The organism is Streptomyces sp. SDT5-1, assembly GCF_052245995.1.
In the GTDB taxonomy this organism is placed as follows: domain Bacteria; phylum Actinomycetota; class Actinomycetes; order Streptomycetales; family Streptomycetaceae; genus Streptomyces.
In genome coordinates this window covers 58,119-70,774 of sequence record NZ_JBQQCQ010000002.1, presented here as the reverse complement: position 1 = coordinate 70,774, position 12,656 = coordinate 58,119, and the positions used below count along the sequence as shown (strand labels likewise).

The 12,656-nt window shown below is 72.2% G+C and carries 12 protein-coding genes; 2 read left to right on the top strand and 10 right to left on the bottom strand.

Annotated elements, in window-relative coordinates; translation table 11 throughout:
- The first annotated feature begins 432 nt into the window (after nucleotides 1-432).
- Complete coding sequence (locus tag ACTWJ8_RS40150; RefSeq protein ID WP_443265325.1) at nucleotides 433-1,221, top strand: DUF5677 domain-containing protein; 789 nt, start codon at nucleotides 433-435, stop codon at nucleotides 1,219-1,221.
- Nucleotides 1,222-1,439: 218 nt separating this feature from the next.
- The gene (locus ACTWJ8_RS40145) at nucleotides 1,440-2,408 is read left to right on the top strand and encodes a hypothetical protein (protein ID WP_443265323.1); all 969 of its coding nucleotides are present in this window, start codon (nucleotides 1,440-1,442) and stop codon (nucleotides 2,406-2,408) included.
- A 243-nt stretch (nucleotides 2,409-2,651) separates the two neighbouring features.
- On the opposite strand, the gene ACTWJ8_RS40140 is transcribed toward ACTWJ8_RS40145, so the two are convergent.
- From ACTWJ8_RS40140 to ACTWJ8_RS40095, 10 genes are all read right to left on the bottom strand, one after another.
- Nucleotides 2,652-6,191 (bottom strand): LysM peptidoglycan-binding domain-containing protein, encoded by a 3,540-nt coding sequence (locus ACTWJ8_RS40140; protein ID WP_443265321.1) that lies wholly within the window; start codon nucleotides 6,189-6,191, stop codon nucleotides 2,652-2,654.
- A complete protein-coding gene (locus ACTWJ8_RS40135; protein ID WP_443265319.1) occupies nucleotides 6,191-6,652 on the bottom strand; it encodes a hypothetical protein in 462 nt (153 codons plus the stop codon). Before ACTWJ8_RS40135 ends, ACTWJ8_RS40140 begins: the two co-directional genes overlap by 1 nt.
- On the bottom strand, nucleotides 6,649-7,113 hold the full coding sequence (locus ACTWJ8_RS40130) for a TadE/TadG family type IV pilus assembly protein (protein WP_443265317.1): 465 nt from the start codon (nucleotides 7,111-7,113) through the stop codon (nucleotides 6,649-6,651). The genes ACTWJ8_RS40135 and ACTWJ8_RS40130 overlap by 4 nt, the downstream gene beginning before the upstream one ends.
- On the bottom strand, nucleotides 7,110-7,502 hold the full coding sequence (locus ACTWJ8_RS40125; RefSeq protein WP_443265315.1) for a TadE family protein: 393 nt from the start codon (nucleotides 7,500-7,502) through the stop codon (nucleotides 7,110-7,112). Before ACTWJ8_RS40125 ends, ACTWJ8_RS40130 begins: the two co-directional genes overlap by 4 nt.
- Before the next feature lie 3 nt (nucleotides 7,503-7,505).
- Nucleotides 7,506-7,745 carry a hypothetical protein gene (locus tag ACTWJ8_RS40120; RefSeq protein WP_443265313.1) on the bottom strand — a complete coding sequence of 80 codons (240 nt, stop codon included), beginning with the start codon at nucleotides 7,743-7,745 and terminating at the stop codon, nucleotides 7,506-7,508.
- A gap of 13 nt (nucleotides 7,746-7,758) precedes the next feature.
- The gene (locus ACTWJ8_RS40115; RefSeq protein WP_443265311.1) at nucleotides 7,759-8,652 is read right to left on the bottom strand and encodes a hypothetical protein; all 894 of its coding nucleotides are present in this window, start codon (nucleotides 8,650-8,652) and stop codon (nucleotides 7,759-7,761) included.
- Nucleotides 8,649-9,572 (bottom strand): type II secretion system F family protein, encoded by a 924-nt coding sequence (locus ACTWJ8_RS40110; RefSeq protein ID WP_443265309.1) that lies wholly within the window; start codon nucleotides 9,570-9,572, stop codon nucleotides 8,649-8,651. The genes ACTWJ8_RS40115 and ACTWJ8_RS40110 overlap by 4 nt, the downstream gene beginning before the upstream one ends.
- Nucleotides 9,569-10,918 carry a CpaF family protein gene (locus ACTWJ8_RS40105; protein WP_443265308.1) on the bottom strand — a complete coding sequence of 450 codons (1,350 nt, stop codon included), beginning with the start codon at nucleotides 10,916-10,918 and terminating at the stop codon, nucleotides 9,569-9,571. Before ACTWJ8_RS40105 ends, ACTWJ8_RS40110 begins: the two co-directional genes overlap by 4 nt.
- A gap of 157 nt (nucleotides 10,919-11,075) precedes the next feature.
- Nucleotides 11,076-11,927 (bottom strand): hypothetical protein, encoded by an 852-nt coding sequence (locus ACTWJ8_RS40100; protein ID WP_443265306.1) that lies wholly within the window; start codon nucleotides 11,925-11,927, stop codon nucleotides 11,076-11,078.
- A complete protein-coding gene (locus ACTWJ8_RS40095) occupies nucleotides 11,927-12,628 on the bottom strand; it encodes an SAF domain-containing protein (protein WP_443265304.1) in 702 nt (233 codons plus the stop codon). The genes ACTWJ8_RS40100 and ACTWJ8_RS40095 overlap by 1 nt, the downstream gene beginning before the upstream one ends.
- Nucleotides 12,629-12,656: the final 28 nt, after the last annotated feature.

The following is a 12,656-nucleotide window of genomic DNA, read 5'->3' as shown; positions in this document are numbered from 1 at the left end:
CCTCCACGAGGAGCTCTTCGACGCCCGGTGCGCAGGCCCTTCCGGCTCGACCTCGCACCAGAGTGCGCACCCAAGCGGCCCGTGACGCCGTGCTGCGCAGCGCCAGCCCGTCCCTACTGCGCAACCGGTGCGCAGCTCTGTGACCTGCGCTTTCGCAGTGCGCAACCTGCCGCCGAGCAACTCAGGAAGACCTGCCGAGCGTGCCTCACGAGGTCAGCACGCAGCGCACCACCTCCGGATGCAGGGAACGCGTCCCGCCGACTGCGCACCCGGCACCACCGTGATCACACACCTGCGCACCCGACCGCTCGGGAACTGCGCACTCGCCCGCTCTCCGGGGACCACCAGGTGGCTACCGCACCGCTCGATGCTCGTGGCACGAACACGGTGAGGCACTGACGCCTCGCCGTAATCCTCCGTCAAGGTTGGTCCATGACAAGACAGCTGAGGAACGACAAGGAGTTGGCGGACCGCGCAGAGAGGGTTGGCAGAGGCCTCGTGGCTGCCGCACAGACCCTCATCGGCTCCGGCCCTCGCTACACCGACAAGGACCGGGTCACCCACGTTCTCGCCGGCTGGTGGGTGTACTGCCTACGGACTGGCGAGGCGGCGTTCAACTTGATCAAGGACGGCTTCGTCGTCCAGGCGAGGCCCCTGCTCCGCCTGCTCATTGAGCACGAACTCACCATGGCGTTCGTGGACCAGTGCGGCGAAGAAGGACTGAAGGCCGTCATCTGCTACGGCGCACGGCAGAACAAGGCACTTCTCGGCAAAATGAAGAACGCTGGTTGGGAGGGCCTGGACGAGCTGGAAGAGGAGTACGCCGCCAACGACCCGGCCGAGGTCTGCGGACGAGAGCACACGAACCCCCGGCACGGGACCCTCCTGGGCTCGGTAGGAAACTTTGAGAACCTCACCACCGCGATGGACGAGCAGCACAGGTACGTTCTCTACCGCGACCTTTCCTCATACGATCACGCTCGGCTGAGGACCGCCTCCGCATACGCAGTGCAGGACGAGTCCAGCAATATCAACATCGACTGGGACAACCGTGAGTCCGGATATCCAGAGGCGATCCAGACGGCGGTCGCAGTCATCGTCGCCACCCACATCATCAGTTGCCGGCTCGTCGGCGACCCGCTCCGGGTGGACATTGAACAAGCCCTCACCACACTCGACCTCCCGACCAAGGACGTAGCCCCACGCCTGCGCAGCCGCTGACGCGCGGACGGATCCTGACCGCAACCTGCGAGATGCGACGCCTGCGCCCACAACGGCTCCACAGGCGGGCGGGGCGGCGCAGCCCGTGGCCGAGGAGCCGGGCAGACGCAAGCCGAGCGCTACCCGGCAGTTTCGCGTAAGCGGTCGCACGGTGCTGGAATCCTCTGGCCTACCTCAAGTTGGCCCAGCCGACCGGCTCGCTCTCGCACAGTTGGCCCATGACATCGGTCAGGGCCGCGCGCACCTATTGGCAACTCGCTTTGCCCCCTCTGGGGTTCGTGGGCATCGCGTGGGGAGATCTCCTCTACCGGGGCGGCCAGCGGGGGCTCAGCAACTGGGTCTTCGTGGGCGGATGGGTGCTAATGATGTCCGGGATTCCCACGCTCAACCGGTATCTGAAGGCGAACCCTCTCCGTGAGGGTCTTCTCAGGACCTTCGTGATCCTCTACGTCGTCGGAATCTTCGCGGTCCCCGGCCCGGTAGTCAGTCTGGTCAAGGTCTTCGACGGCACAGCGCATCCGGTCCACTACCGGCAGGCTGCTCTGTCGTTGTCACTGATCTACGCCGCGCTGACCATCGTGTCCCGGATCGCTGAGCCGAAAGACCACGTCTTGGAGCGGCTCACCAGCCGCATTCAGCGAGCGGCAGGCTTCCGGGTGGTTGCGAACGTGACGGGCATCTTCGCCGTGGCGTCGTTCCTGGCGGCACGATTCGTCGCCACCTACCCGGTACCCATGATTTCCACCAGCCTGACGCTCGTGGTGGCTGCCGCAGTGGTCACCCACAAGACATTCGCTCGAGCGCGGAAGCTGTGCACTCAGATCCAGGCCGACACGCAATCCCTGCTGAGAGATCTCGACGACCTCGACCAGGCACGCAGGCACAGAACGCCGAGCATGGTGAAGCCCTGGATCCGGCGGCCGCGTGGCGAGCCACCGACCAGCTCCCTCCACGCCAACGAGCAGAAAGCAGTGTTGCGGGCCTGGGACACCGTCAAGCTCGGCCTGTCCACGCCCGTGGACACCGGCTACCACCGCATTGGTCTGCCGTTCCTCTCTGACGAGGTGGTAGACGAGGTCGAGACGAAGGTGCAGGCAGCCGTCCGCGGCGGAAGCACCGACCCCGCGCGGGCTGACCTGCGGGCCATTCAGCGGGCCTGCGCTGCACGCGTGGACGTCCTCGCCTAGCCCACCGGGCGCGCTGCCTTGCCCCTGACGCTCGGTAGGACGGGCGACACGGCGGGTTCCGTCTCGGGGTGGGACACCGTCCCCGTCGGTCGCAACTCGTTTCCAGCGCTGCGCACCCGAGCAGCCAGCGCACCGGTGGCACTACGTCTGGGTCCTCCAACAAAAGGCGTCCCGCTGAGCTGCCGAGGCCGCTTCTTCTCCGCGAGTGCCACATAGGCGCCATGGGGAGGCGCCGGTTCCGGCTTAAGACGCGGCGAGGAGCTGGTCGACCAGGCGCTGCGTTGTCGCGTCGATGCGTTCGGCGTCCAGGTGCCGGGTTGTGTCCTGCCAGCGGGCGATCGCCGCTTGGAGCCCGCTGCGGTTCCCGGCCTGCGCCTCGACCTTCATCAGCGAGCGGTGCACCACCTCGGCGAGCGGGTCTGCACTCAGCCCGACCGCGCACGCCTTGCGGGCGCTGGGGAAGTCCTGGTGCGGGCCGTCCTCCATCCGGTACGTCGCCACCGTGTGCGCGACGTCAGTGATCCGGTTTTGCATGTAGGTGCGCAGCGGCACCATCCACGACGCCGGGTGCTCGCCGAGCGGCACCCCGTCGACCAGGCGCAGCGCCCGCTCGAGGTAGTGCAGACCGTCCTTGCCGCGGGAGAGCCCGAGCTCGCTGAGCCGCTCGAACTCGGTCCAGTCGCAGCGCACCTGATCGGTGACCGCGTACGGCGACGCCTTCGTCTTGCGCTGCGGCACGTACGGGGCGCCGTCGGGGTCGGTGCCCAGCTTGTTGCGCAGGCTCCGCAGCCGGGCGTTGAGGGTGGCCGCCGACCACGGGGCGCTGTCGCCCAGGTCCTCGCACAGCACGTCCGCGCTGCAGCCGGGGCGCAGCACCAGGTGCGCGGTGAGCTCGGTCAGCCGCGGCTCCAGGTCGACGTGCTCGATCTCGACGCGGCCAAGCACCCGCAGCCGCGGTCGCGTGTCCTGCTCGTCGGCCTCGGTGAGCGCCCGGTCGCTCTCCGTCTCCGGCACCGGGGCGATCCGCTCGGCGGCGAGAATGGCGTGCGCGGGCGGCACCAGGAACTTCGGGCCCGCCCATCCGGGCGTGCCCGGCCCGCCCTGCACGGCCGACGACGGGTCGCCTTCTGCCGCGGCGGGGGAGTGGTGGCCTACCTGCACGGAACGCAGCGGCGCCTGCCCCGGCGTCGCGGTGGCGGCGCCGAGCAGCGCCTGGAACGCCACCGGGCCCTCGCCGACCGAACCGTCCGCGCCCTTGTCCTCCTGGCCGCCGTCCTGTGAGGCGGCGGCGCCGGGCTCCGATGCGGGAGCATCGTCGTCGGCGTGCTGCTGCGTGGCAGTGTCCGGCACGGCCTGGACGGCGGGTGCCGGCGTCGGCAGCGCGATCGCCTCCGGCGGCACGTGCTCCCACACGCCCTCCGCGTCCTCGGGCGGCTCGGCGGTGCGCCGGAACGCGGCCGCGAGCTCGGCGACGGAGCGGGCGTCCAGACGCTGCAGCACGACATCGCAGCCGAGCGCGTCGACCCGCTGCGGTGTCTCGACGGCGGCGTCAATGGTCTCGGCGTCGGGGAACACCGACCCGGCGGTCTCCGGCAACACGAGCACGGCCGGGACCAGGCCGCGCGCCTTGTCGAGGGTCTGCGCGAACTGCCAGGCGGAGTCGCTGTCGAGCTCGCCCGCGCACAGCACCACGTACGGCATCGCCGAGCCGGCCGGCTCCTGGTGCGCCTCCAGGACGCGGGAGGCGAACTCGCTCGCCGCGATCCGCGGGTCGGGCAGGTACTGGACGCCGAACGCGGTGACGTCGGCGCCCATCGCCCCCAGCCCGCAGGCGATGACCTCGACATGGTCGGCGGAGGGGCCGATGGTCAGCTCGGTGGCCAGGCAGGCGATGACCTCGGCGCGCTGCTCCGGGCTGCCGTCGACCAGCAGCACGCTGAGCCCGGGCAGATGGGCCAGGACCAGGCTGCCGGCCGGGTCGGTGCCGAGAGTGGCCATCGCCGGGTACGGCATCACCTGCGGGTCGTGGGCCGGAAGCGGGGCGGTGTCGGGCAGGTGCCACCAGCCCGCCCTCGAGGTGGTGAACGGCGCCTGCGGCGGCGCCTGTACGTCTTCGGGCAGCACCTCGACACCGTCCAGGGTGATGCGCGCGGCCCGCAGCGGTGGGGGAGTGGCCTCGCCGTCGGCGAGGGCCGCCAGCGCGGCGGCCAGGCGGTGCACGCCGTCGCCGCCGTCCCCGGCCGTCTGCTCCAGCAGCGCCTCCTGGTCCGCCGGGGCGGCCTCGGGCAGCGTCTGGCCGGGCTTGCGGCGCCTGGCCTGCCGCAGCCGTCGCACGGCGAGCGTTCCGGTGAGCGCGGCCGCCAGCAGGGCCGCCGCCCCCACCGCGGTCCGCGCCGACACCATCGAGTCCTGCTCCTGCCCGGCCGCGTCATCCGCGACGGGGGCCTGCCGCCCGCTGTCCCGCTCGGGGGCCGGGGGCTGGGTGTGCTGCGGGGCGGGCGTGCTCGCCGACGGCGACGCCGGCGTCTCCTGCGCGGGCTGCTCGCTCGCCGGGGGAGCGGGCCGCTGAGAGGGCGTGGGCGTGGCATGCGGGGCCGCCGAACCGGCCGCCTGTTCACGGTCGTTCGTGCCGCCTGACGTGCCCGCGCGCGTGTCGTCGTCGGCCCGCTCGTGCCCGGCGCCGGGATCGTGCTGGCCCTGCCGGTCCGTGCCGCCGCCCGCGCGATCCTCGTCCCGGTCCTTGTCCTGGTCCTTCGGCGCCTTGGGCGTCGTGGGCGCGTCGTGTGCGGGCCGGTCCTGCTCCGAGGTGCCCACGGCGGGCACCGTGATCCGCTGCCCCGGGAAGATCTGGTCCGGGTCGGTGATGCGGGGCAGCCCGCCGGGCTGCTCGTCGCCGCGCGACTCCTTATACAGGTCGGGCCAGTTCGAGGCGTCCCCGGTCTCGTCCCGGGCGATCGACGACAGCGACTCGCCGCCGGCCACCGTGTGCTCGCGCACCTCCTCGCGCGAGCCGGCCGACTGCGTGTGCAGGCCGCCCCCGCCGCCCCCTTGCGCGACGCCGGAGGGCAGCGTGAGCACCCAGCCCGGCTGGATCGGCGCATCCGCACGAAAGACACGGCCATCCACCATGACCTGGCCCTCGTTGGCGTCCGCGATGAGCGTGTACTTCTCGCCGTCGCCGTACAGCTGCTCGGCGATCGACCACAGGCTCTCCGCCGGGCGCGTGGAGCGCACCGTGTACGTGCCCCGGCCGCCCTCCTCGCGCTCCGCCTCCTGCGGTGCATCGGCGGCCGCCTGCCGGGCGGCGGGCACCTCATGGACGTCGCCGGGCACGGCGCTCGCGCTGACGGAGGCGGCCGTGCGGGGCGCGGCCTCGGCGGGCGAGGCCGCCAGCGCCGTGCCGGTGGGCAGCAACACGAGCAGCGACCCGACGAGGACCGCGGCCGCCCGCTGGCTGACCTGCAGGCCGGGCAGACGCGGGGCGCGCACCCCGCGCAGCTGCGCGGGCACCTCCACCAGCAGCGACACCACGAACGAGCCCCACGCCAGCCAACCGATCACGCAGATGGCCAGCAGGGCGACGCTGCCGGTGTCCTGACGGGTGAACAGGTGCTGCAGCGCCTCCCAGCCGCCCGGCGCGAGCGCGCTCGTGGCCTGCCACAGCAGCCACGGCAGAACCCCGACGGTGACGGCCAGAGCCAGCAGGGCACCGAGCGCGCGCCCGACAGCGGCCGCGCGCGACGGCCGGGCGGCTGGGGGAGTGGGGGCGGGGGAGCGGTTCATCAGTTCTCGCCGTCCTCGGGCCGAGTCGTTCCGTACAACAGGGTGGCGCTGCTGGTCACGTGGTGGGTGTAGGTGCGCGGGTAGAACAGGCCCCGGTAGGAGCCGCTCACGGTGACCGTGATGCGCCGCCCGGAGCCGGTGATGGCCACGCTGCCGTGCGCGCCGGCGCGGGCCAGGTAGGTGCGGGCGGCCGCGGTCGCCGCGCCCGGGTCGACGCGGATGCCCTTCGCGGGGATCGCCGCGTCCAGGTCGATGGCCTGCTGGGCGGCGCGGGCGGCCTCGATCGCCAGCGCGTCCGCGTTCTCCCGCGCGCGCAGCGCACCGAACGCGTCCACGGTCAGCAGCCCCGCGATCAGGATCAGCGGGCCGGTGATGATGGCGACGAAGACGCTGACCCCGCCCCGGTCGTCGAACCGGTAGCGGTCCCACCAGCCGCGCCCGCGCTCCCGGTTGCCGGTCATGAGCGGCCCCGGAACGCGTCGACCACGGACGTGAACTGGGAGGTGACGGTGCGCACCCCGGGCCCGCCGCCGATCAGGATGAGGTCGCCGACCGGGACCCGGCAGGCCACCGTCACGGTCACCGCGGAGACCTGCCCGACCGGGACGGCCAGGCCCGAGGTGTCGGCGGAAACGTCGATGCTGGAACAGGCCTGCTGTTCCCCGGACAGCGCCTGCAGGGCCGCCGCGTGGGCGGCGTCCTGCCCCTGCCCGGGGGTGCGCTCGAGGGAGGCCGCCCGAGCGGCGGCCTGCGCGGCCGCGTCCGTCTTCTGCCCGGCCAGCGACAGCCGGGCCCCGGCGATGAGCACCAGCACCAGCACGATCAGTACCGGCACCGTGATCGCCGCCTCGATCGCGGCGTTCCCTAGGTCCTCCCGCCACCACGGCATCCCGCGGCGGCGGCCCCCGTTCCCCGTGCTCACGTGTCCCCCTGGACGGTCCAGTGCTCGATCGGACCGGTCATGGTGGCCCGCACCGTCAGATGGAAGCCCGGCAGCATCGTCAGCGCCTGACCACTCACGTGGACCCGCATCGTGTCCGGTCCGCTGCCCGCCGTGCTCACCTGCGTGTCGGTGAGCATGTTGCCCGCCAGGTCCTTCAGCGCGGTGCGGGCGCGCGCGGCCCCGTCGGCGGGGGAGGCCTCGTAGATGCGGCCGGCCGCCACCCCCGAACGCGCCGCCGTGTACGCGATGTTGCGTGCGTACGCCCACAGCACCCCCTGGATGAGGACGAACGTGATGAGGATGACGACCGGGAACAGCACGGCGGCCTGAATGGGCGACGAGCCCCGGTCGTCGGTCAGGCTGCGCACAGGTCAGCCGCCGAGGTCCACGTTGTCGACCTTGCTGCTGGCCCGGTTGCCGAGCATGACCAGCGACGCCACGATCGTCACCGCGATCCCGATCCCGGCCACCCACAGGATCACCGTGACGACCGGGTTGTCGCCGCGGTCGCCGCGCTCGTCGATCTCCTCGCGGGCCTCGGCGAGACGCCGGCCCACGAAAGCGGGAATCTGGGCGAGCCGCATGCTCGCCTTCAAGAACAGGTCGGACACGGGGGGTCTCCTTTCAGGAGGTCTGAGTAAAGGCGTTGATGACGGCGGGAAAGCTCATGGCCGCCATGACCAGGACACACAGGACCGCCTGCGGGGCCTGCATCTTCTCGGTGTCCGCGTTGGCTTCGGCGGCCTCGGCGTTGAGCTGCTCGGTGCGCAGCGACTTGGCCCGGTGGCGGACCGTGTCGTAGATCGAGGCGCCCTCCTGGGAGGACATCTGCACGAAGTCCGCGACGTCGGAGAGCACGGCCACCTCGAGGCGGTCGCCGAGCTCCTTGAGCGCCGCCCACTGCGAGGTGCGCTCCACCCGCGCCCGCAGCAGCGTCTCCCGGATCCGGGTGAACACCCAGCCGCGGCCGCCGACGTCGGCGGCCTGCTCCAGCGCGGTCTCCACCGCGATCCCGGCGGCCAGGCGCAGCGCCACCAGCTCCAGATACACGGCGATGCCGTGCGCGCACTCGGCGCGCGCCCGCCCCGCGTCCCGGCGCAGGGTGAGATCGGGAACGAACCAGAACGCCGCGGCGAGCACCACACCCACCACGCCGGGCACATACAACGGCACCTGGATCCCGATCAGCACCCACGCCAGCATGAACAGGGACGGCGCGAACAGGCCGAGCAGCACCAGCAGCGCCTTGTTCAGCAAGAACTCCTCGGCGCTCTGCCCCAGCAGGTCGAGCTCGCGGCGCGGCAGCGTGATGGGCAGCTTCTTCACCAGCCACCGGCCCAACTGGGCCTGCGCGCTCGGCTCCACTGCGCGCTCACGCCGCAAAGGTGCGGGCTCGGGGTTCAGGCGCTCCAGCGCCGGACCCAGCTTCGGGGCCGCCGGCAGCAGCTCGTTGACGAGCAGCGCCAGCCCGGCCCCGCCGATCCCGCCGCACAACACGACCGTCGTCAGCGTGTTCACAGCGACCCCCACCCGTCCGAGCCGACCACCGCGTCAGGGCGCTCGGGCATCTTCACCGGGCTGCGCGGATCGGGCACCAGCACCCGCGGCGTGTGCCCGCGCGTGGCCAGACGGCGCACCCACACCAGCGTCGCCACGAACCCGGCCGCCAGCATCGCCAGCACCAACTGCCCCATGAGCGTGGCGTACACGCCCGTGTACTGCGGCACCGTGAACCCGAGCGCCACGATCCCCAGAGTGATCAGCGTCAGGGTGCGCACCGTGGTGCGGGTCTTCTGCCGGTCGGCCTCGATGCCCTGACGCATCTTGACCTCCTCACGTACCGAGGCGGCGAGGTCCTCCATCGCCTGCGCCAGCCCGGGCCCCGGATCGCGGGCCGCGAGCATCAGCGCCGAACACACCTTGTCGCCGGTGACGTCACCGAAGCCGCGCGCGAAGTCCGCCAGCGCCTCGTGCGTGGGCCACTGCGCCTGCACCTTGTCGGCGAGCTCCGCGACCTCCTCGGCGAGCGGAGCCGGCGCATGCTTGCGCGAGGCGATCAGCGCCTTCTCCAGCGCGTTGCCCAGCCGGACCATCTCCGAGAGGCGCTGCGCCCACTCGGCCAGCGCATCCCGCCGCTCGATCTGCGCCTTCGTCTGCGCAGGCCCGGACAGCAGCCACGGCCCGCCCGCGATCGCCGCGGCGACCAGCACCCCGGCCATCACCATCCCGGTGACCAGCCACACCAGCAGACCGGCCACCGCGGCGACGGCCAGCAGCATCCGGCGCTGCGCGGCGAACCGGCGCGCCAGCGTGCCCTTCTCGCCCTGCCACGGCAGCGGCTTCTTCGGCTGCGTGGTGCCTGCGATCCCGGCGACCGCCAGCACCAGACCGGCCCCCAGCAGCGCGCCGTTGGCTACCCACCACAATGAACTGATCACATCGGCCCCCCGTTGGCGTAGGCCATGGCCTGCGGCGACAGCAGGCTCGCGGTCATCCCGGCCCGCTCCAGACGGCGCCGCTTGCGCTCGCTCAGCGCACCCTTGGGCACGGCCGGCCCGTCGAACCCGTCACCTGGGCCGAAGATCTCGTTGTACATCGGTCGCCCGTCGTGCCCGACCCCGGTGATCTCCCAGATGTGCGACAGGTAGCGGCGCGGCACCTCGGTGGAGTCGTCTACCGACAAGAACGCCACCAGGTGCAGGCCGTTGGCGATCTGCCGGTAGGCCAGCTCCGGCGTGAAGTTGGACTGCGCCAGCAGATACAGCTCGGCGATCCGGTCGAACACGGCGGCCGGCTCACTGGCGTGGATCGTGCACATGTTGCCGGGCCGGTCACTGGTCATCGCCTGCATCATCGCCGTGACCTCCGGGCCGCGGACCTCACCGACGATGGTCCGCGTCAAACTCATGCGCTTGGCCCGCAGCATCAGATCCATCAACGTGATCTCGCCCGCGGCCGCGCTGTTCGGCCCGATCCGTTCCCCGTTGGAAAACCGTGTCTCCATCGGCACCACGTGCTCGTGCCATGCCGGATCGGCCAGCCCCTCGAACGTCGTCTCGATCGTGCCGAACCGCTGCTCCCGCGGGATCTCCTTGATCAGCGCACGCAGCAGCGTCGTCTTCCCCGACGCCTGCTCCCCGGCCACCATGATGTTCAACCGGCCGCGCACCGCCGCCGCCAGCAGATCGCCGGCCTCCTCCGGCACCGTCCCCAGCTTCACCAGCTTGCCGAGGTCGATGTCGAGATAGCGGTGGCGGCGGATCGTCACATGGGTGCGCCCGCCCGTGATCTCCGGTCCCAGCGCCTGCAGACGGGACCCGTCGGGCAGCCGCAGCTCCACATCGGGGGAGTGCGTCGAGAACGTGCGCCCGTTCTGCCCGGAGGCACGGATCAGGTCACGCACCAGCTCCTGGAGCTCCGCCTCGGAGTCCGCGACCCGCGCCACCTGAACCGGCTGGAGCTTGCCCGCGTACTTCAAGAAGACCCGCTCGTGGCCCTCGATCCAGATGTCCTCGACCGACTCCATGTCCAGGTAGCGCTGCAGACGGCCCGCACGAAAGCACATGTCGAAGGCGAGCGAGGCCAGTTCCTGCTCCACGGCCTGGCTGACCGCACCGCCGGTCGACAGCCCCTCACGGTCCGCCCAGATCGCCACCTGCTCATTGATGAGATGACGGCCGCGCTGCTCCTTCGCCGCGGGCTCCATCGGGTCGCGGCCCTTGCCCTCGTCGTGCAGCCGCTGCAGCACCTTCTGCTTGATCTCTTGGGCGGTGCGGTAGTCCACCGGACCCGCAGCCGGGGTTGCGGCTGGAGCCGAGGGCGGCGCGGAGGGCACCGGCGGAGCCGCCGGGGTGTACGGGGCCGGCGCGTACCCCGGCTGCACGCCCTGCACGGGCGCCGGGGCCTGGCGGCCGGGCGGGGGAGGACCGTGGTAGACGGGTTCAGCGCGCACCGCGCACCTCCGCCAGGCGCTGCTGCATCGGCGAGTACAGCCGCTGGCGCCGCGTTGCGACCTGCTGCCGCAGCGGCGTGCAGGCCGCCTGCGCGGCCCGCATCAACGGCCCCTTGGCGAACTTGCGGTCCTGCGCGGCCCCGTCGGACAGCACCGCGGCCTCGGCGGGACGGTACGGCAACGTCGCCACCACCCGCGTCTGCATCTGCTCCTCCACCTCCCGGATCCCGTACGGCCCCTCCGTGATCAGCAAGAGACCGAGCGCGGGGGAGGGGCGGTCCGCGTTGCCGTCCAGCACGGCGCGCAGCATCGCCATCCGGCTCTTGGCCGCGTGCAGACTGCGCAGCGTGCCGCGCACCACCAGCAGCACCAGGTCACTGCGCTGCGCCAGGATCCGCGACGGCCCGTACACCCCGTTGCGTCCCAGGTCGATGAACACATCGTGCGGGGTCCGCGACTTCTGATCGATGCCGACGAACGTCTCGGCGAGCTCGCCCCACTCCTGGGCCAGGCTCGGCGCCTGCGACGGCTCCGTCAGCCCCGGCAGCAGCACCCGCCGCCCGTCCGTGCCCCACCCGTCGTGCGACAGCCGCAACAACTGCGTCCAGAACGCCTCGCGCAGCGACTGCTCACCGCGCAGCGACACCGCCAGATTCCGAAGGCTCACATCCGCCGCCAGGCTCCCGCCCAAGGCCCCGGCGAGGACCGCACCGCCGTCCGGGTCGCACTCGGCGAGCAGCACCGACCGGCCGTCCTCCAGCGGCCAACACCGGTGCAGGGCCAGGGCACTGGTCGTCACCCCGGGAGCGCCGGGCAGCCCGGCCAGCGCGATGACCGCCATCAGCCGCCCGCCCCATCGACCGCCAGCGCCACCTCACCGGCCGCGGCCCGCGCCGCCAGCTTCGGCCCCTGCGTCTGCTCGACCGCCACGTCCACCACCCGCTCACCGGTCGACTCGCGCGCCGCCCCGACCCGCACCACACGGGCCTCGACCGTCGACGGGTCCGCAGCCGTCTTGCCGGTGGCCGCCGCCTGGTCCTCACCGGTCAACACCACCTGCACCGAGTCGCCCGGCTTGATCGACGAGTCCGGCAGCTGGCCCGGCTTCAACGCGATCCCGACCAGCTGCTCCCCGGCCTTGACCAGGCTCTTCTTGGTGACCTGCTCGGGGTGCAGCAGCGCCCCGGCAGGCAGCGTGCCGGTGGCGCGCATGCCGACGACCTCGTCGCGCTGCTGGATGCCAACGACCTTCATCGACGGGTCCAGCGCCACCGACGCCTCACGCAGGTCGGAGTCCTTGATGACGCTGCCGGCCGCCACGTCGCGGGCGAGCTCGATGACCGGCTGCCGCTGCCCGTTCTGCGTCCAGTACCAGTAGTTGCCGACCGCGCACGCGGCGATGCACGCCACCGCGGCCGCGAGCATCCCCGGCCGCCGACGGCGGGACTGCCACTTGGCCGGTGTCACCGCCGGGGGAGCGGCCACGGGGGCCGTCGGGGCCGACCCGGCCGAGGTCTGCGGGGGCACGTCCGTCCTACTCACACTTGCCTCTCATGTCCTGACTCGAAGA

What these genes read in the sequence shown, in the direction of transcription:
- ACTWJ8_RS40150 (WP_443265325.1), top strand. Translation starts at nt 433, where the DNA reads ATGACAAGACAGCTGAGGAACGACAAGGAGTTGGCGGACCGCGCAGAG.
- ACTWJ8_RS40145 (WP_443265323.1), top strand. Translation starts at nt 1,440, where the DNA reads ATGACATCGGTCAGGGCCGCGCGCACCTATTGGCAACTCGCTTTGCCC.
- ACTWJ8_RS40140 (WP_443265321.1), bottom strand. Translation starts at nt 6,191, where the DNA reads ATGAACCGCTCCCCCGCCCCCACTCCCCCAGCCGCCCGGCCGTCGCGC.
- ACTWJ8_RS40135 (WP_443265319.1), bottom strand. Translation starts at nt 6,652, where the DNA reads ATGACCGGCAACCGGGAGCGCGGGCGCGGCTGGTGGGACCGCTACCGG.
- ACTWJ8_RS40100 (WP_443265306.1), bottom strand. Translation starts at nt 11,927, where the DNA reads ATGGCGGTCATCGCGCTGGCCGGGCTGCCCGGCGCTCCCGGGGTGACG.